Here is a 23,551-nt window from a genome sequence, read left to right on the forward strand (position 1 = left end):
CCTATCCCGGCACCGTACTCGGACGGGGCGGGGGTCGGACGCATGAGAGAGCAGGCGTGGCGGAAGAGCGCGCAGTGGCTCGTGCTGGGGTTGGTTCTGGCGACGGGCGTGGCGCAGGCAGGGCAGAAGCAGGTGGGCGGGGTCCGCATGCCGGACTCGATGACGCTCCAGGGGCGCACGGTGGAGCTCGCCCACATGGAGCTGCACAAGCGCTTCATCTTCAAGGTCTACGTGTGGAGCCTCTATCTGGAGGACCGCCCACGCAGCGCGTCGGAGGCCATCGCCTCCAACTCCGTGAAGCGGCTGCACTTCCGCTTCCTGCGCGACATCACCCGCTCGCAGCTCGTGGACAGCCTCCGCAACGGCCTGAACCGCAGCGCGGAGCTGCGCGAGGGGCCCTTGTCCCAGCAGCTGGGCGTCATGCTCGACTCCATGCGTGACGTGGAGAAGGGCGGGGACCTCATCATCACCTACACGCCCGGGGGCGGACTGGAGATCGGCGGCGCGGCCAGCGGCGGCGTCTTCATCCCCGGCAAGACGTTCGCCGACGCGCTCTTCTCCGTCTGGCTGGACGTGCACCCCATCTTCCCGCGCTGAGGGTCCGCGCCGCCGTGGCCCCCCTGGCCCACCCGCCGGGGCGCCGGGCTGGCGAAATGCCCATGTGGGTTCTTCCTGACCTTGGCGCTCCCGAGCAGTAAGGTGGTGCTCCAACCATCGTTGTCGGGAGAACCCATACATATGCGGACACGGCTGATTCTGGCGGCATTCGTCGCGCTCTCCACGGGATGCGTTTCGCAGGGCAAGTTCGACGCGAAGGCCCTGGAGGCGGAGCAGCTCACCAAGGGACTCACCGACGAGAAGGGTGCTCGCGAGGCCGCCGAGGCCAAGGTGAAGGAGCTGGAGGAGAAGATCGCCGCGCTGGAGCAGGAGAAGACAGCGCTGGAGACGCGGCTGACCACCTCCGAGTCTCGCCTCACGGCGGGCGCCGCCGAGCGCCGCGCGTTGCAGGAGCAGAACGCGCAGCTGGCCGCGCTCAATGACGAGCTGGCGCGCAACTCCAAGAAACTGGCGCAGGCGAAGGAGGAGCTGGAGAAGAAGAGCTCCGAGTACGAGAACCTGGCGCAGAGCCTCAAGTCGGAGATTTCGGAAGGCAAAATCGAGCTGTCCGAGCTCAAGGGCCGCATGACGGTGCAGCTCAAGGACAAGATTCTCTTCGCCTCCGGCTCCGCGCGGGTGGGTAAGGAGGGCGTGGCGGCGCTGAACAAGATCGCCGACGCGCTCAAGACGGTGCAGGGGAAGATTGTCCGCGTGGAGGGCCACACGGATGACGTGCCCACGGGCGGCGGTCAGTTCCCCACCAACTGGGAGCTGAGCCTGGCGCGGGCCATGGCGGTGGTCCGGGCGCTCCAGGACGCGGGTGTCGACCCGACGACGTTGTCGGCGGCGGGGTACGGCCAGTACCAGCCGATCGCCGCCAATGATTCGCCGGAAAACCGCAGCCTGAACCGGCGCATCGAAATCGTCCTCGCGCCCAAGTTGTGAGAGCTTCGGGAGGGCGCGCGTAGGTGCGCCCCTCCCTCATGAAAACGCTCTTCACCGTCTTCTGCTTCCTCGTTGCCACCGGGGCGCTGGCCCAGGCCCCGGATGGCGGCGTCGCCGACCCCGATGCGGGAGTCCCCACCGGTGTGCTGACGAAGCCACCCGAGCTCCTGCGCCAGGTGGAAGCGCCGTATCCCGCCGAAGCCGCCGCCCAGCAGTTGGAGGGGACGGTGGTGATGTTCATCGACATCTCGGAGACGGGCGCCGTCACGAACGTCGAAGTCACGCAGCCCGCGGGGCACGGCTTCGACGAGGCCGCGGTGGAGGCGGTGAAGCAGTTCCAGTTCTCCCCGGCCGAGGTGGACAACGTCCCGTCGCCGGTGCGCATCCAGTACGCGTACCAGTTCGTCTTCCGGCCCGTGGCGCCCGAGCCCACGGAGGACGGAGGTGTCTCGCAGCCCGAGGCGCCGGTGAACTTCAGCGGTCAGGCGCTGGAGCGCGGCACGCGCAAGCCGCTCAACGGCGCGGAAATCGTGTTGCCGGAGCTGGACCTGTCCACCGTCGCGGACGCGGAGGGGCGCTTCTCCTTCCGGGGCGTGCCCCTGGGCACCCACGAGGTGCTGGTGGTGCAGGGCGGGTATGACCGCTTCAAGACGAAGGAGACGATGTCCGAGGGCCTGGAGACGCGCGCCACGTACTACGTGCAGAAGCGCATCTTCAGCCCCTTCGAGACGGTGGTGAGAAGCGACCGTGAGCGCAAGGAAGTGACGAGCACCACGCTCCAGGTGGCGGAGGTGCAGCGCGTGCCCGGCACGCAGGGCGACACGCTGAAGGTGGTGCAGAACCTGCCCGGCGTCGCGCGGCCCGCGTTCAACGGCGGCGCGCTCGTGATTCGAGGCACCAGCCCACAGGAGTCCGGCGTCTTCCTGGACGGCCAGCGCATCCCCCTGCTGTTCCACTTTGGCGGCCTGACCTCCGTCTACAACTCCGAGCTGCTGGAGTCGCTGGACTACCTGCCCGGCAACTTCTCCTCGTACTACGGCGACATCACCGGCGGCGTCATCAACGTGAACAGCCGCGAGCCGAAGATGGACCGCATCCACGGCACCGTGGGCGTGAGCCTCATTGAATCCAACGCGGTGATTGAAGGGCCGATTACGGACACGCTGGGGTTCGCGATTGGCGGTCGGCGTTCGTACATCGACATCGTGCTGGGGGTGATTCCGGAGGGGGACGGCCCGAGCCTCCAGGTGGCGCCTCGCTACTACGACGCGCAGCTCAAGCTGGTGTGGAAGCCGCTGTCGCGCCACACCTTCACGCTGCAGGGCATCACCTCGCGCGACAGGTTGGGGCTGGTGTTCGACCGGCCGTCGGACAACGACCCCACCGTCAACGGCAACCTGGAGGTCACCACGGGCTTCAACCAGCTGCGGCTGCGTCACCAGTACCGCGCGGACCGGCTCACGTTGGACACGCACGCGCTGGTGGGCAACACGCTGGTGGAGTTCGAGATTGGCGACCGCAACCTGCGCATCGCCTCCACGGACCTGAACCTGCGCGCCACCGCGGAGTATGCCCTGGTCGAGCCCTTCACCCTGGCGGGTGGTGTGGACGTGACGAGCAACTTCGCGAACGTCAAGGCGCGCATCCAGCGTCCGCCGCGCGAGGGCGAGCCGCCCAGCCCGCTCATCACCGAGGACCTCCTCACCACCGACGGAGACTTCCTCCAGTACTTCCCTTCGCTGTGGATTGAAGGGCGTTGGCGTCCGTTCAAGGGGCTGCTGGTGGTGCCGGGCGTGCGGTACGAGGGGTATATCTTCACGGACCAGAAGGAAGTGAAGCGCACGCTGAACCCGCGCCTCGCGGTGCGCTATTCGCTGACGGACACGCTGACGCTGAAGGGTGGCGCGGGCGTGTACCACGGGCCTCCGGTGCAGGATGAGCCCAGCCTGGCGTTCGGCAATCCGGACCTGTCGGCGAAGCGCTCGCTCCAGTACGGCGTGGGCGCGGAGTGGCAGCCGCGTCAGGAGTGGTTCGTCAGCGGCGAGGTCTTCTACAACGACCTGGACAACCTCATCAGCCGCTCGGATGCGCTGGTGGAGCGGGACGGGGAGCTGGTGCCGGAGCGGTTGAAGAACGGAGGCATCGGCCGTGTGTATGGCCTGGAGATTCTCATCCGCCGCTCGCTGACGGAGCGCCTGTTCGGCTGGATTGCGTACACGCTCAGCAGGAGCGAGCGTCGGGACGCGCCCGGGGCGAACTGGCGCCTGTTCGACAACGACCAGACGCACGTGCTGACGGCGATTGCCTCGTACAAGCTGCCCAGGGGCTGGGAGGTGGGAGCGCGCTTCCGCTTCGCGTCGGGCAATCCGACGACGCCGGTGGTGGGCTCGGTGAGGGATGACGGCACCGACGTGTTCCTGCCGCTGTTCGCGGGGGTGAACTCGCGACGGCTGCCGTCGTTCAATCAGTTGGACGTGCGCGTGGACAAGATTTTCGTCTTCGACAAGTGGACGTTGGACCTCTATCTGGATTTGACGAACGCCTACAACAACGCGGCGGTGGAAGGCATCGCCTACAACTACAACTACACCGAGAGCGCCTACTTCGAGGGACTGCCCATCCTCCCGGTCATCGGCGCCAAGGGGAGTTTCTGAGCATGCGCACGCGAGTCTTCGTCACACTGGCCGCGCTGCTGCTTGCCTGCGGCCCCGACTTCGAGTTGCAGAGTGAAATCCGCCGGGTGCGGGTGCTGGGCATCCGCGCGGAGCCGCCCGAGCTGGTGTTGGACCCGGACACCGGGGCGTTGCCCGGGCCGATGACGTTCAGCGCGCTGGCGGTGACGCCGGACGCGCGTCCCGTCACCGTCTCGTATGCGCTGTGTCGCTTCAACGGCAACCCGTACGACGGCCGTTGCCCCGGGGTGAACGGTGTGGCGCTGCCGGACGGCATGTTGTCGCTCCAGGACCCCAACGTGCAGGTGGTGCTCCAGGAGGCGCTGGTCGCGGCGAATCCCAATGGAGGAGGGACGCCGAACCCGGATGACCCGCGCACGCGCGAGGCGCTGGAGAAGGGCATTCCGCTCTTCGTGGGCTACGAGGCATCGGACGGTTCGGGGACGCCGGAGGGCACGGAGCGGGGCGTGAGGCAGGTGTTGGTGCGCTCGACGACGGCGCCGAATCAGAATCCGGCGGTGGCGGACATCCTCTGGAATGACGCCACGCTGACGGGGCCTTTGCCGTTGGATGCGGAGGTGGTCTTCCGCCCGGTGCTCACGGAGGGCAGCCTGGAGCTGTACACGGCGGAGGACGGCCCGCGCACGGAGCAGGTCTTCTACAGCTGGTTCGCCACGGGAGACGGCGAGGTGAAGGAGTTCCGCTCGCAGGAGCCGGTGGACAACAGGCCTGGAGACCCGACGTCGAAGTACGAGACGCCCGCCACGCCCCAGCGCATCACCGTCTACGTGGTGGCGCGCGACGGACGCGGCGGAGTGGGCTGGCTCAGCCGCGACGTGGATGTGGGGCCGTAGCCCGGGATACCGCTGGCGCCATCTGCCTGCCCCCACGCGACGCGGTGTTGGGGCGGGCTCCGAGGAGGGAGGGCTAGACCGGTTCGAACAGCGTTCCGGTTGCCCCTACTCGCTCCAACGCGCCCTTGAGCCTTTCAGAGACAACGAGGACAACGGACCATCCCCATGTCCGAAACACTTGGGCGTCGCCCACTCTTGACGGGTCGATGCGCAGTCCTGAAACCTTGCGGTACTGCCCTGCTTTCTCTGGACGCCCATCCTCTGGCTTCCAGTATTCCACCTCTTCGGATGCCGCATCATCAATGCACTGAATGAGCTTGGTCGCGACCAGTATGCAGAACTGGTCGGCATGCCCTTGGATATCGACGGGTAGGATTTGCACGTCGGCCGGGGCCATCTCCACGAAGAGAGAAGCCACCCTGACGTGAACAATGGGAGTGGCGAATCCCGCCAGGCAAAAGTCCAGGGGCTTGCCGGGAACATCCACCGGAACTCGCAAGCGACCCGGGTCTGGAAGGGGTCTCCCTTTCTTGAAAATCCACGGGTCTTCCACTTCCCGGGCTTGCTGGTCCGTGGGGATTCCGAGCACCCACCGTCCCCGAATACTCATGTCATCGGTCAGCTCGAAGTACCGCTGCGGCATGATGCGCACCTTCTGTCATTCGCTGCGAGTCACCAATTTATTGAGCTTGGAGCCCTCCTTGGAAACCTCCCGCGCCAGGCGGCGAAGTTCTGTCGTCAATGCCTCGCGGCACTGCTGCATGGTGCGACAATCCTCGGTTGCTTCAAGTAAGCGCTTGTGAACTTCCTTGTGATACGCCTGCGGGTGCGGCCCTTGATGGCCCTTGATATTGACGATGTTCGCAGGGTCATTTTTCAGCGACATACCCGCTTTGTCGAAGATTCTTTTGAAGAGTGGCGACCAGGGTCCGCCGTCTTTCGTGTCCGTCCACCACTTGTCGGTGGCGATGTGGTGGTCATGGCCCTTTGCATCCACCGGAGCGGTTGCGGTACCGCCCATGTCCTGCGCCGTCGTGGAGACAGCGCCAGGAGCGAGCGCCATGGTGACCGCTTCTCCCGTCACCGTCACTGCCTGTACTTCGCCCACGGCGGACAGCACGATGCCCGCTCGGGAACCTGCCTGCATGGATGCTTGCGCCGAGCCGGGCAGCGTCGGCACCTTGCCCGCGAACCCCGCCGCCGTGTTCCCGATGGCCACCGTGGCGAGCAGGACGAATGCGCGCGCCGCGTTCCGCCCCATGACCTTGCCGTACCGCTCACCCGCGTCGCGCAGTTCATCGAAGGTGCGGGCACGATCCGTCGCGTCAACCAGCTCCCGGAAGCCCGTCATCAGGCCCCAGACAGTGTCCACTCCCAGATAGACAATCAGAGTGGCTGTCATGACAGCGGCCAGCCCCTTGCTCACCGGTTCGGGCACCGTCCATAGGATGAGATACATCGTGCCCGTCCACAACGCCGCCGCCAGCATGGCGTGCGGGTCGGCCATGTCCTTGAAGGCTTCCAACATCTCTTCGTTCACCGCGTCCTGAGCGAACGCCATGGCCAGCGCGTACCGACCATCCCCATTCACAGTGGGGCTCGCCGCGAGCAAGCGCAGACAATCTCCCTTCCTCCCCGTACGTTCGCACCAGTGTAGGTAGACGCGCGTCAGCTCCACGTCTACTTCCAGGGGTTTCCCTCCAGGTGTTCGCCCGAGCCAAGCGGCGTGACTCGGCGAGTGCGCGCATCGAAGAGGTATGTGCCCGCGCGCGCGTCCATCTCAAATAGCCGCAGCGCGGCCTCTTGCGGATGGGCCGGAGGCCGCAGGGTTCTCGCGTGCGTGGACAGGGCCTCTTCGAATTCGTCCTCTTCCAACTCAAGAGGGCCGGCTTCGTCGGTGCGAGGAGTGAAGGTGAGCACCTCACCCCGGTCCGTCTCCAATCGCACCACACGCGCCGTGGCGCAGCCGGTCAGCAGAGGCAAGAGCAACAACGCAACGGCGCGATGCAGTCTCATGGGGACTCTCCAGGCAACGGGCTCCACCTGCTCCGAGCGCGAGTGGGCACACAGGCCATGCGGAAGGATGGCACTTGGGGCTGACGGTGCAGCCCGCGCACATCCCCATGGAAGCGACGGATGACATTGATGCACCGGGTCGGAGCATCAGATGCAAGCGCGGAAGCCCATGGCCAGGTTCTTTCAAGCGAGACAGTGAGCACTGCGACAAGGCTGGCCGGCGCTGGAGTACGCCAGCACCCTCCGCGACGTGGATGCGGCGCGCTACGGCGCCGTCGCGGGTGGCTTCCAGAGGAACACGTTGCGCCGTGTCCCGTTCACGACGATGAACACGTTGCGCGCGGGGCTGTAGCGGAACCGCCCGTACGTGCCGTTCGACGCGGGCGCACCCGGGTCATCCCCCGTGCCCGTGACTTCCACCCAGCGCGCATTCGGCAGGTCGAGCAGTGCCAGCCGCTTCCCACCGGGGTACGCGACGAACCGGTCCAGCACCGGTGAGTACGCGAGCCCCGGCGCTCCGCCCACCGGTGTGCTCAACCCCGTGGTGGTGACGGTGGCGTGCGTCTTCGCCGCGTCGCTCAGTGCATACGTCGACACCGTGGCGCCCTCGCGCACCAACGCCAGGACGTTGCGCCGCGTGTCCACATCCGCGCCCGCGTAGTAGTAGCCCGCGCCGTTCGCAGCATGCGCGGTCCAGGTGTTGGCGACCGGGTCGTACTCATGCAGCTTCCTCGGCCCGATATACCAGACGTGCCCGCGCGCATCGGTCGCGCTGGCCCCGTAGTCGATGACCGGGTTGTTCGCGCCGCGCACCCATCGCCCCGTCGCGAAGTCGAAGCCCATCACCAGTCTCGAACCCGCCTGCCCACTGGGATAGGTGCCCACGGAGCCGAGCACATAGAACCGACCCGTCGCCTCGCTGAAGGCGATGTTGCCGTAGGTGTGCGCGCTGCGCGGCTGCTGCGTGTCGAGCTGGGCGACGATGCTCGGCTCATCACACAGCTCCGGTCGCACATATCCGCTGGCCGTCAGGCTCGCGTCGGGAATGTCGAGCGACGTGACGGACGGGTAGAAGCCACACGTCTCCACGCGCTTGTCCCGCATCACCGGCGTGACGCTGTTGCCCGTCATCCCCGCGGGCAGCTCCGTCCACCGCTTCCACTTCATCGTCGCGAGGTCGAACGTGAAGACGTTGTTGTACGGCGAGTCGTCATGCCCGCCGCCCCAGACAATCAACCTGTCTCTCAACGTGTCGTAGGCCCCGCCGCTCCACGCAATCATCACCGCTTCGCACGGATAGCTGGAGTACGGAGTGGGGCAGACGTCCGCCATGTTCGTCCCGGGCAGCTCCTTCCACGAGCCCTCCGGCATGGCGGCGATGATGGCGTCGACAGGGCCGGGCTCGACTCCGCCCGCGTCGGGCACGGGACCCGAACCTCCGTCACCTCCGGCGCCCGCGTCCGCACGGGAACCGCCATCCTCTCGTGGAGGTGTTTCGGAGGGCTCGCTCTCACCGCAGCCGGGAGACAGCGTGGCGGCCCAGACCAACGCGGCGGGGAGCAGGACTCGGGAGATTCTTCGCATCCCTCATCCTGTGCGGCCTTTTCCCCTCATGTCTCGGAAAGACTCGCGCAGCCTCCCATCCAGAGCGCCGTTGTTGATGTGCCGCATGTCATCCAGGTCAATGCGCGGGCCTTGCCGCTGACCATCGGCCTGTGAGCGGGGGCGTTCAGATATTGGTGAGGATGATCCGCTTCAAGGCGTAGTCCGGACGGAGGACCAGCGGGTCGTTGCTCAGGGTGATGGAGGAAAGATACCGACTGCCAGCGGAGACGAGCGGCAGCGCGACGCGCAGGGTCAGATTCACCGGAGCCTGCGTCTGGCTGCAGCTGTCCTCGAAGACCGCTGCGTTCGCGCGGGTGAGGTTCCAGGAAAAGGTCTTCTTGTCCGGCGACAGACTGACGTTGTTCCAGAATTGGGCCATCCCCGCCACCAAGGTGTTTCCGTCGGTGACGTCACAGCCGCTGCCCACCTGGGTCAGAACCAGCTTGAGGAACCCCGCGTCAGGGCGGGGCACGCCCATGTTCAGGTCATCCCTGATTTGGGTGATGACCGCTTCGTCGAAGACATGGCTGCTGCTGACGCTGATGGAGCCCTTGAGTGGCAGCCTGATAGAGGGCTGGACGGTATTCATCAGATAGTCGCAGTTCGGGGGGCCGATCCGATTCATGCAGATGTGGATGAGATTGTCGTTCAAGGCGACGTCGAGCGGAGCCTCGACCGTGAGCGAGCCCAGAGCGGGCCACTCTGGGATGACGAGCCCGCCCTCGGCGCCGACCTTGTAGGACGAGCCCCAGTACCGCGCGAGGGACTCCAGGACCAGGTTGCCCAAGGCGTTGAGGGTGAGGTCGTGGCCGCCAATGGAGATGGCTTCCTCGACTTGAGATGCCTGGTCAGACGTCCCGACTCCCCGCTGATGGCTGTCGTGGAGTTCCGGCATCGAGTCCTGGGAACTCGACATGCAACCCGCCAGCAGACTCACACACGCACTCGTCATCACCCGGCTCATCGCCAGACGGCATCGCCCGCGCATCATGGTGCAACCTCCTCTGCACGCTGAAGACACGCGGCGGAGGCAGGCCATGCAGAGATTCCGCACTTTCGCCAATGCTGAAATCTTCCGTCACTGCCGCCCCAGATGATGCTTCCCAGCAAGAGCGGTGTTCGCTGGAACGACCGATGTAACCCGAGTCAATTGAAACCTAATTCTGTCCACGAAAATAAGAATTCGCGAGAAGTCCACTTGGTTCCGTTCACCAGGAATGGTTGGTTCCGCCCCTCCCTTCACCTGGAAAGGACTCCCCCATGCGGAACTTCCTCGCAGTGACTGCCTCCCTCTTTTCGCTCACGTTCCTGGGCTGCAACACCGCGCCCGCCGAGCAGGCCCCCGAGCCCACGCCGGAGACCGCGGAGCAGACGCAGAGCCTGAACGCAACGGGCACGGGCTGCTCGGCTGACTCGGAGTGCGCCTCCGGTCTGTGCTGGGTGGAGGCGGACTCCTACCCCCTCTACAACCCGTACTGGATTCGCGCGGACAGCTGCACCGAGGAGTGTGGCGGCCCGACGGACCACGCGCCTTGCCGCATCCTCGCGGCGGACCTCAACGCTCCGGCCGCGAACTCGGCGCGCTGCATCCCCGCGCGCGGCGTCTACGACGACTACCCCTATGACGACATCTTCTACGTGTGTGACCTGGTCGCCGCCGGCCTGGGCACGGTCCACTGGGTCGAGTAGTCGCGACGTGACTCGTGCCGCCCGGAACGCTGGAACTCCGGGCGGTGTGTCGCCGGGGGTGAACTCCACCGGGTTGCAGGTGTCAGGCAGTGGCGCCCCCGCATCATGATGATTTCATGACGGGTGTTGGCGCGGGCGCGGGAGGGAGACTCCCCCGTCATGAGATGCCTCCTGCTCGCCGTGGGCCTCGTCGCCATCTTCTCGTCGAATGCCTGTGCCCCACGTGTGACGCGCCCCTCGCCGGCGCTGGGGCAGGTCGCGGACGTCCGCACGAAGCCGGGCCGATACGACGGCTACTCCGTGGCGTGGCGCTTCGAGAAGGACGCCAAGGCGCTGGGGGTGGGGTTGTGGGGCGGCGTCGAGCTCCATGGACAGGGTCGCAGGCCCATTGTCGTGTGGCCGCGAGCCGAGTCTGGTGACCCCTCATCTGACGGTGACTCCGGTCCGGCGCTGCGCATCGACTCTCCCATGGTGACGCGCTCGTCGGACCCTCGGGTGAGGGAGTTCCTGTCGGGTCGCATCGAGGGACTCGACTACGAGGACATGAAGGCCCAGGGCTGGCTCTACGAGCGCTGTGGCCCGCCCTTCGTCGAGCCGTGTGTCTTGAGCGGGACCTTCATCAAGACGTCGAGCTTCGAGTCCGTGGACCCGCTCATCGCGTACCTGGGACGCTGGCTGAAGGAGGGCGATTACGCGGGGGTCCTTCACATCAACGTCGTGCAGCACGTCGGCGTGCCCGAGGACATCCGGACGCGCATGGGCGATTACGACGGCTACTCGGTGGACCTCTGCAAGCCCGAGGAGAATCCGGACCGACGCCTCATCGTGGTCACCGGTCAGGGCTCACGGGTCTTCGCGCCCTTCATCGCCGGAGAGCCCGAGGACTACGACAAGCGCCGCACCTGGGCGGTGCTGATTGGCGGTCCAGACCCGCAGGCCCGCGCCGACCTCACCAGGCCCGGTTGCCACGCTCCCCATGCGGCCCGTATCCGGGTCGTCGGCTACGAGGACGTCGACGCGGCGATTGCCTATTGGGGGGGCCTCCTGAAGGCAGGCAACCATCAAGGCGAGGTGCTCATCTACGTGCAGGGCCTGGCTCAGGGCTCATGAGGCGCGAGCGCCGTGGGCCGCGATTCATGATGATTCCATGAGTGTCCGCGGTGGGACCGCGGCTCAGCCGAAGGCGGCGGAGGCGCGTCCCAGACCCTCGGCCACGGAGGTGAAGGCGTCAGCGGTGCGCACGCGCTCCTCGCCGAAGCGATTCACGTAGAGCTGGCGCACGGCGGGAATCTGCGAGGAGCCACCCGTGAGGAACACGGCGTCGATGTTCGCCGCCTCGGGGTGGCGCGACAGCAGTCCCACCGTGCACTGCTCCAACTCGTCGAGCAGCGGCTTGCTGAACACCTCGAACTCCGCGCGGGTGATGGGCTCGTGGAGGTTGATGCGGGCCTCCTCGAAGTCCACGGTGGCCACCTCGTCGCGCGACAGGCGCACCTTGGCGGCTTCAATCGCGCGGAACAGGCGGTAGCCCAGGTTGTCCATCACCAGGTCGTGGAGCGCCTCGATTTCGGGCTGCTTGTCACTGGTCTCCAGCATGGTGTCCAACAGGTCCTGGGTGGACTTCTCCCGGATGAAGGACATCTCGTGCCAGGACAAGAGCTTGGCCATGACGTGCTGGGGCATGGGCAGGCGCTTGTCGCTCAGGCCTCGCACCCGGTAGGTGGAGCCCGCGCCAAAGCGGGGCAGGAGCTTGTGGCGCATGATTTCGGCGTCGAAGCGGTCTCCACCGATGCGCACACCGGTGGAGCCCACGACGTCCGGGCGGCGGTCCTTGACGCCTCGGCGCGAGGGGCCCAGACGCATCAGGGTGAGGTCGGTGGTGCCGGCGCCGAAGTCCGCGACGAGGACCAGCTCGTCGCGGGTGAGCTGGGCCTCATAGGCGAGCGCGGCGGCGATGGGCTCGATGAGGAACTCGATGTGCTGGAAGCCGGCCAGCTCGGCGGCGCGGTGCAGGCGCTTCTGGGCGAGCGCGTCCGCGTCCTTGTCCGGGGTGAAGACGGCGGGGCGGCCGAGGATGACGGCCTCCGGAAGGCCGCCCATGTGGGCGCCCGCCGCCTCGCGCACGCGCCGCAGGAGGATGGCGACCAGGTCCTCGATGGTGAAGGTGCGGCCCTTCACCTGGGTGGCGCGGAACGAGTTCGAATGGAGGAAGGACTTCACGGACTGGATGAAGCGTCCGGTGTTGTCCTCCATGTAGCGGTTGATGGCGTCGGCGCCTGTGTAGATCTCGCGCTCGTCGTCCGGGAAGAACATCACGGAGCGGAAGAGGCGGGGCTCCGAGGTATGGGGTTGCAGCGACAGCACCGTGCCATCAGGCAGGGCCGCGGCGGTGTTGCTGGTTCCGAAGTCGAGTCCGCAGGCTTGCATGGGGGTGCGCCCCTTATCGCCAAACTCCGGGAAAGGGTAGGGCGTCGTGAGCCGGGCTGCTCGGTGGAGGACGGGCGAGTGGGCGGCCGCCCGGAGAGGGCGTGGGTTGGCGAGGTTCGATGACTTCCCATGTTTCTTTTTCGGGAGTCACGACACAGGGGGTCTCCATGAAGCTCCGCGCGAGAGGGTGGGTGGCCGCCGGTGCCGCCGCGCTGCTCGTCACCGGCTGCCGCGAGCGCGGCCAGGACGAGCAGTCGCAGCAGGGCACGCAGGCGACCGCGAGTGAACAACAGCAGCAGGCGGAAAGCGCCCAGGATGAGGTGCGGCGCAAGCAGGAGGCGCTGGACGAGGCGAAGGCCCGCGCTCAACGTGAATCGGCTGAGTCGGACGAGGCCCAGACCGCACAGCAGTCCGGAGCCGCACAGCAGCAGGCCACGGACGCCACGGCGCAGGCCGGAGCCGCACAGCAGCAGGCCACGGACGCCACGGCGCAGGCCGGAGCCGCACAGCAGCAGGCCGGAGCCGCACAGCAGCAGGCCGCCGAGGCGAACTCGCAGCAGGGCGCCGCTCAGCAGCAAGGCGCCCAGGCGAATCAGCAGGCCGCTGATGCCACGCAACAGGCGGGCGCCGCACAGCAGCAAGCAGCGAATGCCACGCAGCAGGCGGGAGCCGCGCAGCAGCAGGCCACGGATGCGGCTCAGCAGCAGGCCGCCCAGGCGGGCCAGCAGGCCACGGATGCAGCTCAGCAGCAGACCGCTCAGGCGGGACAGCAAGCCACGGATGCTCAGCAGCAGGCCGCCCAGGCGGGCCAGCAGGCCACGGATGCTCAGCAGCAGGCCGCCCAAGCAGGACAGCAGGCCGGAGATGCGCAGCAACAGGCCGCCCAGACAGGACAGCAGGTTGGAGAGACTCAGCCGCAGGCCCAGGCCAGCGCGACTGACTCGGAGAGCGAGGCGGAGCGACAAGCCGACCTTCGGTCGGAGAAGGAAGCCGAACTGCGCGCGGAGCAACGGGCCGAGCAACAGGCGGCGCAGACCGGCTCGACATCTACGGGCACCGAATCGCAGCCGGGCCAGGGCACACCGCAGTCGCCCGTGGCCTCCGCGCCCACGGGGACGGAGTCGCAGACCGGTCAGGACACGCAGTCGTCGGGCACACAGTCGCAGACCGGCCAGGACACGCAGGCCTCCGCGCCCACGGGGACGGAGTCGCAGACCGGTCAGGGTACGCAGTCGCCGGTGGCTTCCTCCTCCGAGACGGGCTCGCAGACGGCCCCTTCCACCGGGTCCTCCACGGATTCGAGCTCGGACCAGGCCTCCGGGGGTTCGGGGCAACAGGTCGACGAAGGCACTCAGCCGCTGTCTCCCCTCGAGCAACTCGATGCCCGGCAGCAACAGGGACAGACGACGAGCGGAACGGAACAGCAGACCACCGACTCGGCCTCGTCCGGCACGGAGCAGCAGCCCATCGCCACCGCGCCTTCGACGACCGAGCAGCAACAGCCTGCTTCCGGGACCTCTGATTCCACGACGGGCACCTCGGGCACCACCTCGCAACCACAGTCGGGCACGCAGCTGCCCCAGCAACCGCCCGTGGTCGCGCTCCCGATTCCCTCCGGCTCACAGCAGGGCAGCGGCACCTCGTCGGGAACCCAGAGCCAGCAGAACACGCCGCAACAGTTCACCGGCGAGGTGGTCCGCGCGAGCGAGACCGAGGTCCTGCTCAGTCAGGGCGGTGAGCCTCAGCTCCGCTTGACGGTGAACCCGCAGACGCAGGTGACAGTGGATGGATTCAGCGCGGTCGCCGAGGACATCCAGGAGGGAGCCCAGGTCCGCGCCTCGTTCACCACGGACGAGACGGGGGAAGCCAAGGCGGTGAGCATCAACGCGACGTCCAAGGGGAGCACCACGGGAACAGGCTCCACCCAGGAGACGCAACCCACGCAGCAGCAGTAATCACATAGCGTCAGTGTCACTCCTTCCGGCGCTGCCCATGATAATCCCCGGCCCCTCTTTCGAGAGGGGTCACACATGAAGCAGCAACTGGTCGTCCTCCTGGGTGGATGGTGTCTCGGCGCGCTCGTGGCTTGTGGTGTTGACGAAGCGCGGTTGTCGCGAGCCGCGGAGGACTCCGTGGCGAGAGCGGCGCTCACCGAGGAGGGCCCGTCACCTCAGGGGCTTTGCGGTGAGGACGGCGTCTGTGACCCCTGGGAGACGCACGAGACCTGCCCGCTCGACTGCGACGGGCCCAGCGACCCTTGCGGAAACGGCGTGTGCGAACCGCTCGAGACGCAGCAGAGCTGCCCCGCAGACTGCGGTGGTCCCATCGGCGGCACTTGTGGAGATGGACTGTGCGCGTCGTCCGAGACGCAGCAGAGCTGCCCCGCCGATTGCGGTGGTCCCATCGGCGGCACTTGTGGAGATGGCCTGTGCGCACCGTCCGAAACGCACCTGAGCTGCCCCTCCGACTGTGGCGGTCCCATCGGCGGCACTTGTGGAGATGGACTGTGCGCATCGTCCGAAACGCACCTGAGCTGCCCCGCCGACTGTGGCGGCCCCATCGGCGGCACTTGCGGAGATGGACGGTGCGAGCCGGCCGAGTCACACCAGAGCTGCCCTCTCGACTGTGACACTCCCGTTGGCGACCCTTGCGGGAACGGGCTGTGCGAGTCCTTCGAGTCACATCAGAGCTGTCCGCTCGACTGTGACGGCTGAGCTTCGCCTCGTGAGTGCCACGTCGCGCCACAGATGATGGGCGCGACGTGGCCGAGACATTCAGGGGCCCTCGCTACGTGAGGACCTGGATGAGTCGCCGGGGAATCGCCTCGGCGTGCCAGCGCTGAAGCTCGCGAGCAATCTCCGCGGAGCGCTTCGCCCGACCCTCGCGAATGAGCGGCAGCAGGGCGCGCGCGGCCTTGCGCTCCCGGGGCTTGCCGCCCGCCGCGAGCCGCTCGAACACCTCCAGCCGGACGTCCGCGTCGTGCAGCTCCCCCAGCCCCTCCTGGAGCGGGACGAGCACCTCCACCAGCGCGCCCAGGGTGCGGCGGAACGCGGGCTGGAAGATCTCCAGCTCATAGCGCAGCTTCTTCAAGTCCTTGCGCAGCGCATGCGCGGACGCCGCATCGGGCGCGTCCATGTAGACCTGCATCCGCTTGCGCACCCGGCGCACCCGCCAGTGCAGGGGCTCCTTCACCCGGCGCCCACCGAAGCGATGGTCGTCCTCCAGCGCATCCACCTTGCGCAGCATCCGAGGCACGGTGCGCGAAGCCCACCGCTCCAGCTCCGAGCGAAGTCGCTTCTCCTTCGTCTTCAGGCCCGCCAGTCGCGCCTTGCCCAGCGCGGCGATGCCCGCGCGGGTGTCGGGCTTCTCGCGGCGCGCCTTCTTCGCGACTTCCTCCAGCCAGGCCGCCTGGACGTGCAGGTCCCTCACGTCGCCCAGCGCGTCCTGGAGCCGCTTCACCTCCACCTCCAACTTGCCCAGCCCGCCGAGCGGACGGAACACCTGGATGGCGGCGCGCAGCCGACGCGTGGCCACGCGCATGTCGTGGACGCCGTCGTCGTCGAGCTCGTCCGACAGCTTCGCCTCCGGCTTGCGGACATCCGCCAGCCGGCCCGCGAGGATGCGCCGCGCGGCCTGTCCCAGCTCGCTGTCGGGGCCCAGTCCGCGGATGGGCGTGGGTTGGGCCATCTGACTAACCTCCCATCCCGGCCTGGGTGTTCAACATCCGCTCGGCGGCCTCGGGGCCTTCCCAGCCGAGGATGCGCGCTTCCTTGTCCTCGAAGTGCACGGCGGTGAGGAAGAAGTGCGCCAGCTCCTCGCGCTCGCGTCGGGACACGTCCTGATACGTGCGCAGGTGCTCGGTGCGAGGCGACGCCGTGGGCAGGGCGATGATGCGGTCATTGCGCTCGCGCTCGCCCGGCTTGCCACCCTTGCGCTTCTGGTCCACCTGGAGGACCCCCAGCGCGCGGCAGGGCAGCACGACACCGGGCCACGTGGTGTCGTCCCACAACACCATGGCGTCGAGCGGGTCCCCATCCGGCCCGCGTGTCGAGGGGATGAAGCCCCAGTCGAACGGGTAGCGCAGACCCCGGGTGAGGGGACGGGAGAGCGTGAAGGCCGAGAGCGCGGCGTCGTACTTCAGCTTCACCGTCGAACCCCGTGGGGACTCGACGACGACGTGGAATGCGCCCTGGGACCCACGCGAGGGCAGGCGGGTGAGGTCCGTCGTCATGGAAGGTGGAAGGTCAGCCTGCCTCCCCCGTGCGGCAAGCGCCCTTCAGGGTGACTTTTGGCTCGCCAACCTTCCAGGCGGGCAGGCGAGCCAGACGGCCATCAGCCCACGGACCTCAGCGCGATGATGACGACCCCCACGAAGCCCACGCCCGTCAGGACGAGGCCGGTGATGGGCATCCATCGTCGCGCCCGCTCCGGTGGCTCCCGCGTGCGGCCGAAGGCGATGATGTTCACCACCAGGGCGGCTATCTGAAGCACGAAGCACGCCGGCAGCAGCGAGAGCACGCCGAGGATGAGCCCGATGATGGGGAGCGCCGGGCCATGGCGCTCGGGCGCGTCGACGGTGCGCGTGCGCAAATCCCAGCACGTGGGGCACATGGGGCGTGCCTCCGGGCGCATCCGCCGCTCGCACGCCGGACACATGAACGTGCCGCAGCGGCCACACACCCAGCTCGCGATGACGTCGGGGTGTGCCGCGCAGGAGGCCCCCTCTGGCGGCGTCTCCAGGCTCATGCCGAGCGCAGCTCCAGCGGATGCTGCGCGCTTCGCGGCCGCCGCCCGGAGTTCAGGTGCGCCGCGATGGTGGTCGCCGCCGAGTCGCTGGGAAGGCGGAGGGTGATGGTCCGCTCGTCGATCTTCTTCACCGACGGCACCCGTCCCTTCACCGCCGTGAAGTAGGCCACGACGGGCACGAGGACGGCCACCAGCACCGCCACCAGGATGGGAGTCCCATCGCCCTTGCCCGCGAACACCGCGATGCCGCCCACCAGGATGGCGATGGTGCCCAGGAAGGAGAGGCCGAAGAGCAGCTTGCTGCGCTGCCACCGGGCCCACCCCTCCTCGCTGAAGGGCAGGGTGCCCTTGGCCCGCTTGGTGAGGATGCTGGCGATGATCAGCACGATGAGGGCCGCGAACGGCAGGAAGATGAGCAGCCAGCGCGGGTACCACGCGAACTTCACGGGCTTGAAGGAGATGCCCTCTGTCTGTCCGGTGATGACGCAGACACGGGGCAGGTCGAACTCACTGAGCTCGTTCTTGGGAATGACGACGTCGGCAGGCATGGCGCGCGGTTCTAATCCAGACACTTTGGCGCGCGCCAGCCAGGGCCCACCGTCCTTCAGGAGCTGCAGCTCACCACCAGGTGCCGGCCCCAGGCGGGAGGCTCCGTGGTGTACTCCTCGTACTCGGAGCGCTGCGTGAAGGGGTCCTCCAGGGCGGCGAGCAGTCGGTCCACCTCCGAGAAGTCGCCCTCCTGGGCCCGGGTGATGGCGGCCTGCGCCATCCAGTTGCGCAGCACGTACCGGGGGTTGACGCGCTCCATCAACGTCCGGCGCTCCGCGTCCACGCTTCCCTCGGACGCAAGCCGCGCCCGGTAGCGCTCCGCCCAGGCGTCGAAGCCCGTCCGGTCCGCGAACATCGCCCCCACCGTGTCCGGCTGTCCCAGCGCGCGGAAGAAGCGGGTGTAGTCCACGCGGGCCTCGGCCATGCGCGCGAACAGGTCACCCACCAGGGCGCGGTCCTCCTCGCGCACCTCGCGCAGGCCCAGCTTCTGGCGCATCAGCGTCAGGAAGTGCGCGCTGAAGGTGGGCTCGAACGTGTTGAGGGCGGCTCGGGCATCGTCCTCGGACATCAGCGTGAGGAGTGCTTCACCCAGACAGGCCAGGTTCCACATCGCGATGCGTGGCTGCTGGTTGAACGCGTAGCGGCCCCGGTGGTCGGAGTGGTTGCAGATGAAGCCCGGCTCGAACTCGTCCAGGAAGCCGAAGGGGCCGTAGTCCAGCGTGAGCCCGAGGATGGACATGTTGTCCGTGTTCATCACCCCGTGCGCGAAGCCCACCGCCTGCCATTGCGCCACCAGCCGCGCGGTGCGCTCGATGACTTCCGCGTAGAAGCGAGCATGACGCCCCGGCGCGCCGGACAGGTGGGGGAAGTGGCCGTCGATGATGTGGTCGGCCAGCAGCGCCACGTGCTCGTGCTGCTCGGAGTGGTGGAAGAACTCGAAGGTGCCGAAGCGCACGTGCGACGGTGCCATCCGCACCAGCATGGCGCCTGTCTCCACTTCCTCGCGGTACACCCGCTCGTCGCCGCCAATCAGACACAGCGCGCGCGTGGTGGGGATGCCCAGCCCGTGCATGGCCTCGCCGCACAGGTACTCCCGAATGGAGGAGCGCAGCACCGCGCGGCCGTCCCCACCGCGAGAGAAGGGCGTGGGCCCACCGCCCTTGAGATGCAAATCCCAGGACTGGCCCGCGCCGTTGCGCACCTGGCCCAGGAGCAGGGCACGGCCATCACCCAGCCGGGGCACGTACACGCCGAACTGGTGCCCGGCGTACACCATGGCGAAGGGCTCCATGCCCGGCAGCGGACGCCCACCGCCGAGCGCCTCGACGAACTCCGGTCGTCGGGCCTCCTCTGGCGCCAGGTCCAGCAGGCGCAGCGCTGCGGGGTTGAGGCTCACCAGCCGGGCATTCGGGAAGGCGCGGGGGGACACCCTCGCGCCGAAGCCGGGAGGCAGGCGAGCGTACGTGTTGTCGAAGCGAAGTTGTTCGAGCGCGGGCATGGAGGGGGAAGCGGTAACGCTCAGGGGACCTTCATGCCGCGCTGCACGGCGGGACGTTCACCCACGCGCGCCAGCCACTGCGGCACCTGGCCCAGGCCCGCGAAGAGCTCCGGGACGTACGTGCGCATGCCCGCGACCCACGGGTACAGGGCGATGTCCGCGATGGAGTAGCGGCCCGCCACGAAGTCTCCCTTGCCCAGCTGCCCGTCGAGCACCTTGAGCAGTCGCTTCGACTCCTCGGTGTAGCGGTCGATGGCGTAGGGAATCTTGGTGGAGGCGAAGCGGCCGAAGTGGTTGAGCTGGCCGAACATGGGGCCCACGCCGCCCATCTGGAACATCAGCCACTGCGTCACTTCCGTCTTGCCGCGCAGGCTGGACGGCATGAGCTTGCCCGTCTTCTCCGCGAGGTACAGCAGGATGGCGCCCGACTCGAAGACGGTGATGGGGCGGCCGTCCGGCCCTTCCGAGTCGACGATGGCCGGAATCTTGTTGTTGGGATTGATGGCCAGGAACTCGGGCGTGAACTGCTCGCCCTTGCCGATGTTCACCGACTTCGCGGTGTAGGCCAGCTCCAGCTCTTCCAGGGCGATGGACACCTTGCGCCCGTTGGGCGTGGCGAACGTATACAGGTCAATCATGGTGAGACTCCCGTGAGCCGCGCGCTTTCACGCCAGAGCTGCTCGGCGAGGGCGTCGTCCCGCGCGGCGGCGGACGGCTTCCTCTTCCGGCAACGGATGAAGTACTTCCCGGAGACTCCGTCCACCTCCGGCGAAGCAGCCAGATAGATGGACGTCCGCGCGCCGCCCTCGGCGGACAGCATGAACGGCGCGCCGAGCTTCACAATCCAGCGGAAGAAGCCCTTCGTGTTGTGACCGAAGCCCGAGCGCACCACGCCAGGGTGCACCGCGTTCGTCGTCACGGGCGTGCCTTCCAGCCGCTTCGCCAGCGCGTGGGTGAACAGGATGTTGGCCAGCTTGGACGTGGCGTACACGCGGAAGCCGTCGTAGCGGCGCTCGCTCTGGAGGTCGGTGAAGTCGAGCTTGCCGACCCGGTGCGCGTCCGACGACACGTTGATGACACGCGCGGGGCCGCTGGCCTTGAGCGTGTCCATCAGCAGATGCGTCAGGAGGAAGGGCGCCAGGTGGTTGGTGGCGAGCGTGGCCTCCAGCCCATCCACCGTCACCTCGCGGCGGTCGATGATGAGGCCCGCGTTGTTGAGCAGCACGTCCAGGCGCGAGTAGCGCGAGCGGAAGGTGTCGGCCAGCGCACGCACGGCCTGGAGCGAACTCAAGTCCGCGAGAATCGTGTCGACCCGCGCGCCCGCGACGGACTGGTTCACCGCGTCGACGGCGGCCTGGGTGCGGGCGGGGTCCCGGCCCACCAGCACCAGCGTGGCGCCAAGTCGTCCCAGGGCCTTGGCCGTCTCCAGGCCAATGCCGCCGGTGGCCCCGGTGATGAGGCACACCTTCCCGTCCAACCGTGTCTCAGCGCTCATGGGGCGTCCTCTGGATTTCGAGGACGCCTTCTATATGCCGACACGGGCCCGGACGCTCGTGGAAGCGCCGGGCCCATGGGGAAGGGAGGTCTGGGTGCCGCCGTGGCTCAGGCGTGCGGAGGCCGGGTGGGCTCGCTGGAGCGGGCGTCGTCGCGTCCGCCCTTGGTGCGCGGACTGGGGCGCGGGGCGCCGTTGAGGTGGCTCTCCAGGAACCACATGTCCAGCTCCACGTCGCCCAGGACCTGGGTGAGCAGGTCCACGGTGATGGGCTCCTCCAGCTCATCGCAGCGCTCGATGCCGCCGCGGATGGAGGCGCCGTAGCGCGCGAAGCGGTCCACCAGGCACTTCAGGTGGTCCTCGCTCTCCACGGCCTTGAGGTCGTACTCGGGCAGCTCGCTGTTCTTGGCGGCCAGCCGGATGGTGCCCTCGGCGTAGCCGCCCAGGGTGCCGGCGCGCTCGGCGAACTCGTCGGCCTGCTTGCGCGCGTGCTTGGCCAGGTCGTCGAAGAGCAGGTGGCGGCTGTAGAAGTGGGTGCCCCGGATGTTCCAGTGCGCTTGCTTGATTTGCCAGTGCAGGTCGATGGAGTCGGCCAGCAGGTTGTTCAGCAGGTCGATGATTTCCTCGCGCGTCTCACTGGGGACATTCACATGGCTGGGAAAGTTCATGGTTGGCGCTCCCTCCAAGAAGGCTTTCGGAAGAGTGGGGATGGCCTTCCCCACGCGCCATGCCGAGGCGTCCTGGCTGGGGGGCGAGCGGACAGCCGGGCGTTCCATGAGAAACCGCTCTAGAGGTCATTGATGACGCTACCTCCGTCGCCGGGGAGGCGGCGGGAGGGAGCGACTGGACATCATCGAGCTCGGACGTCAGGGCGCTTCTCCTCGGAGGAGCTAGGAGGCACACTCCGAGGTGTGTCCCGGCGTTCATCGTGGTGGATTGCGGTCCTGCTTTCCGTGCTCGTGCACGCGGCGCTCTTCCTGGCGCTGTCGCGAGTGCGGTCAGCCGCGCCAGCGCGTCCGTCGGCCACCGAGCTGGAGATTGTCTACCTGGAGCCCAAGGCGCCGGTAGCGGCCCCACCCGTGCCAGCGCCGACCCCGCGGCCTCCCAAGCCCGAGCCGGTTCCTCCTCCGCGTCGGACGGACGAGAAACCGCCCGAGGCCATCGCGCGGGCACCCGAGGGCAAGAAGAAGGAAGAAGAGTCCCCGGCCGTCGCGGAAGCGCCCGGAGTCGCGTCGACGGAGCAGGGGCCCGAGGCTTCTCCAGAGGATGCGCCCACCCGGACCGCGCCGCCGACGATTTCGCTCGTGCCGAAGGGGCTCTGGGGGAGCGAGCCTCCAGGCAAGCCCGCGCAATCGGGCAGGACGCTGCGCAATGACGGACAGCCTGGTGAGGACCCTCGGGCCATCGCGCGGCGGGAGGAAGCGCAGGCGAAAGAGTTGGTGGATGGCTGGGCGGCGGACGCGAGCGCGGCGGCACGCGCGGAGAGCGGCGCCGTGAATCCGTACTTCACGAAGCTCCAGGACCGGTTCGCCAAGAAGCTGGTGAACCCGCCGTCGCCGGACCTGAACGTGCTGGGCTCGCGCCTCAAGCGCGAGCAGGTGGAGGCCACCGAGCGCTTCGGGAAGACGGGCTCGCCCTACGTGGCGGAGAAGCGGGACCGGCGTCTGGAGCAGCGCAACCGCCTCCAGGCGGCCGTCGAGGCGGGGCGGGCGGCGAACATGTTCATGATGGACGTCACCACGCCGGTGCTCGCGCTCGCCACGGTGCTGGAGGTGCGTCAGGCGCGAGACGGCAAGCTGCTGGACCTCAAGGTGCTGGAAGGCTCGGGGGACCCCAAGTTCGACGCGTGGGCGGTGTCGCATCTGCGCGATGCGCTGGCCAGCGCGGACGCGCCGCCGGAGGCGGGCCCGGGGCTGCGCGCGGATGAGCTGCGCAGCCGGTGGCGGCTGGAGGAGTACCTGGGCAATCCCCGCGTGAAGGTCGTGCTCATCGGCGTGTACTGAGCCGCCGTCGCGCGCTGCTGGGTCAGCGTGTCGTGCGCTCGGCGTAGACGGGTTGGCCCTGGGGCGCGGTGCCCTCGGTGGTGTAGCCCTCCTTCACCCAGTACTCGATTCCGCCGATGAGCTCCTTCACGCGGAAGCCCAGCGCGGACAGGCGCGCGGCGGCCTTGGTGGAGCCGTTGCAACCAGGGCTCCAGCAGTAGGTGACGATGACGTCGTCCTTGCTCAGGTGCGCCGTCGTGGTGGCGGAGAGGGTCCGCGCGGGCAGGTTCAGTGCGCCGGGGATGTGGCGCTCGGCGTAGGCGTCGGGCGAGCGGACGTCCACGACGACGAACCCTTTTTTGCCGCGCTCCAGGTCCAGGTGCAGGTCGGCGGCATCGGTCTCCACGGAGAGCTTCGCGAGGAAGTGGCGGTGTGCCTCTTCGGGCGGGGCGGCGGGGGTTTCAAGAACGAAGGAGAAC

23 protein-coding genes are annotated in these 23,551 nt (G+C 67.9%); 8 read left to right on the forward strand and 15 right to left on the reverse strand.

The window, feature by feature from the left end; translation table 11 throughout:
- The 4 genes from HR086_RS26410 to HR086_RS26425 all read left to right on the forward strand — a co-directional run.
- The coding region (locus tag HR086_RS26410; protein WP_306663409.1) for a chalcone isomerase family protein at positions 1–597 on the forward strand (597 nt) is incomplete at its 5' end.
- Positions 598–738: 141 nt separating this feature from the next.
- Positions 739–1,542 carry an OmpA family protein gene (locus tag HR086_RS26415; RefSeq protein ID WP_141640983.1) on the forward strand — a complete coding sequence of 268 codons (804 nt, stop codon included), beginning with the start codon at positions 739–741 and terminating at the stop codon, positions 1,540–1,542.
- Positions 1,543–1,580: 38 nt separating this feature from the next.
- Complete coding sequence (locus HR086_RS26420; RefSeq protein WP_174457312.1) at positions 1,581–4,196, forward strand: TonB-dependent receptor domain-containing protein; 2,616 nt, start codon at positions 1,581–1,583, stop codon at positions 4,194–4,196.
- Positions 4,197–4,198: 2 nt separating this feature from the next.
- Positions 4,199–5,068 (forward strand): hypothetical protein, encoded by an 870-nt coding sequence (locus HR086_RS26425; RefSeq protein ID WP_141640981.1) that lies wholly within the window; start codon positions 4,199–4,201, stop codon positions 5,066–5,068.
- A gap of 73 nt (positions 5,069–5,141) precedes the next feature.
- Here the strand turns inward: HR086_RS26425 and HR086_RS26430 are convergent, their stop codons facing one another.
- From HR086_RS26430 to HR086_RS26445, 5 genes are all read right to left on the reverse strand, one after another.
- Positions 5,142–5,711, reverse strand: a complete 570-nt coding sequence (locus HR086_RS26430; RefSeq protein WP_174459859.1) for an imm11 family protein — start codon at positions 5,709–5,711, stop codon at positions 5,142–5,144.
- Between the two features lie 15 nt (positions 5,712–5,726).
- Entirely contained in the window at positions 5,727–6,629 is a 903-nt protein-coding gene (locus tag HR086_RS26435; protein WP_306663410.1) for an AHH domain-containing protein, read from the reverse strand.
- A 119-nt stretch (positions 6,630–6,748) separates the two neighbouring features.
- Positions 6,749–7,084: a hypothetical protein gene (locus HR086_RS49580; protein ID WP_306663412.1), complete on the reverse strand. Its 336-nt coding sequence runs from the start codon at positions 7,082–7,084 to the stop codon at positions 6,749–6,751.
- Positions 7,085–7,348: 264 nt separating this feature from the next.
- On the reverse strand, positions 7,349–8,668 hold the full coding sequence (locus tag HR086_RS26440; RefSeq protein WP_174467011.1) for a hypothetical protein: 1,320 nt from the start codon (positions 8,666–8,668) through the stop codon (positions 7,349–7,351).
- A gap of 145 nt (positions 8,669–8,813) precedes the next feature.
- Positions 8,814–9,626: a hypothetical protein gene (locus HR086_RS26445; protein ID WP_174467012.1), complete on the reverse strand. Its 813-nt coding sequence runs from the start codon at positions 9,624–9,626 to the stop codon at positions 8,814–8,816.
- A 323-nt stretch (positions 9,627–9,949) separates the two neighbouring features.
- Here HR086_RS26445 and HR086_RS26450 point away from each other — a divergent pair, with 323 nt between their 5' ends.
- Together HR086_RS26450 and HR086_RS26455 are read left to right on the forward strand one after the other, a co-directional pair.
- A complete protein-coding gene (locus HR086_RS26450) occupies positions 9,950–10,378 on the forward strand; it encodes a hypothetical protein (protein ID WP_174459855.1) in 429 nt (142 codons plus the stop codon).
- 159 nt (positions 10,379–10,537) lie between these two features.
- On the forward strand, positions 10,538–11,488 hold the full coding sequence (locus HR086_RS26455; RefSeq protein WP_174467013.1) for a hypothetical protein: 951 nt from the start codon (positions 10,538–10,540) through the stop codon (positions 11,486–11,488).
- Positions 11,489–11,551: 63 nt separating this feature from the next.
- Here HR086_RS26455 and HR086_RS26460 read toward each other — a convergent pair whose 3' ends face one another.
- Positions 11,552–12,805 carry an Hsp70 family protein gene (locus HR086_RS26460; protein WP_174459853.1) on the reverse strand — a complete coding sequence of 418 codons (1,254 nt, stop codon included), beginning with the start codon at positions 12,803–12,805 and terminating at the stop codon, positions 11,552–11,554.
- 167 nt (positions 12,806–12,972) lie between these two features.
- On the opposite strand from HR086_RS26460, the gene HR086_RS26465 reads away from it, so the two are divergent.
- Complete coding sequence (locus HR086_RS26465; RefSeq protein ID WP_174467014.1) at positions 12,973–14,760, forward strand: hypothetical protein; 1,788 nt, start codon at positions 12,973–12,975, stop codon at positions 14,758–14,760.
- Positions 14,761–15,592: 832 nt separating this feature from the next.
- Here the strand turns inward: HR086_RS26465 and HR086_RS26470 are convergent.
- From HR086_RS26470 to dps, 8 genes are all read right to left on the reverse strand, one after another.
- Positions 15,593–16,492 (reverse strand): CHAD domain-containing protein, encoded by a 900-nt coding sequence (locus tag HR086_RS26470; RefSeq protein ID WP_174454395.1) that lies wholly within the window; start codon positions 16,490–16,492, stop codon positions 15,593–15,595.
- 4 nt (positions 16,493–16,496) lie between these two features.
- Positions 16,497–17,036: an inorganic diphosphatase gene (locus HR086_RS26475; RefSeq protein WP_174467015.1), complete on the reverse strand. Its 540-nt coding sequence runs from the start codon at positions 17,034–17,036 to the stop codon at positions 16,497–16,499.
- A 101-nt stretch (positions 17,037–17,137) separates the two neighbouring features.
- A complete protein-coding gene (locus HR086_RS26480) occupies positions 17,138–17,551 on the reverse strand; it encodes a DUF4190 domain-containing protein (RefSeq protein ID WP_174454397.1) in 414 nt (137 codons plus the stop codon).
- A complete protein-coding gene (locus HR086_RS26485; protein ID WP_174454398.1) occupies positions 17,548–18,099 on the reverse strand; it encodes a hypothetical protein in 552 nt (183 codons plus the stop codon). Before HR086_RS26485 ends, HR086_RS26480 begins: the two co-directional genes overlap by 4 nt.
- Positions 18,100–18,155: 56 nt before the next feature.
- Entirely contained in the window at positions 18,156–19,598 is a 1,443-nt protein-coding gene (locus HR086_RS26490; RefSeq protein WP_174467016.1) for a YdiU family protein, read from the reverse strand.
- Positions 19,599–19,618: 20 nt separating this feature from the next.
- On the reverse strand, positions 19,619–20,236 hold the full coding sequence (locus HR086_RS26495) for a glutathione S-transferase N-terminal domain-containing protein (protein WP_174454400.1): 618 nt from the start codon (positions 20,234–20,236) through the stop codon (positions 19,619–19,621).
- Positions 20,233–21,093, reverse strand: coding sequence for an SDR family oxidoreductase (locus tag HR086_RS26500; RefSeq protein WP_174467017.1), 861 nt, complete (start codon positions 21,091–21,093; stop codon positions 20,233–20,235). Before HR086_RS26500 ends, HR086_RS26495 begins: the two co-directional genes overlap by 4 nt.
- Positions 21,094–21,200: 107 nt before the next feature.
- Positions 21,201–21,758 carry a DNA starvation/stationary phase protection protein Dps gene (gene dps, locus HR086_RS26505; RefSeq protein ID WP_141640965.1) on the reverse strand — a complete coding sequence of 186 codons (558 nt, stop codon included), beginning with the start codon at positions 21,756–21,758 and terminating at the stop codon, positions 21,201–21,203.
- Positions 21,759–22,001: 243 nt separating this feature from the next.
- Here dps and HR086_RS26510 point away from each other — a divergent pair, with 243 nt between their 5' ends.
- Positions 22,002–23,093, forward strand: a complete 1,092-nt coding sequence (locus HR086_RS26510) for a ferrichrome ABC transporter substrate-binding protein (protein WP_174467018.1) — start codon at positions 22,002–22,004, stop codon at positions 23,091–23,093.
- Positions 23,094–23,115: 22 nt separating this feature from the next.
- On the opposite strand, the gene HR086_RS26515 is transcribed toward HR086_RS26510, so the two are convergent.
- The coding region (locus tag HR086_RS26515) for a rhodanese-like domain-containing protein (protein WP_217441960.1) at positions 23,116–23,551 on the reverse strand (436 nt) is incomplete at its 5' end.

This window comes from Myxococcus sp. CA039A, from assembly GCF_013336645.1.
In the GTDB taxonomy this organism is placed as follows: Bacteria; Myxococcota; Myxococcia; order Myxococcales; family Myxococcaceae; genus Myxococcus; species Myxococcus llanfairpwllgwyngyllgogerychwyrndrobwllllantysiliogogogochensis.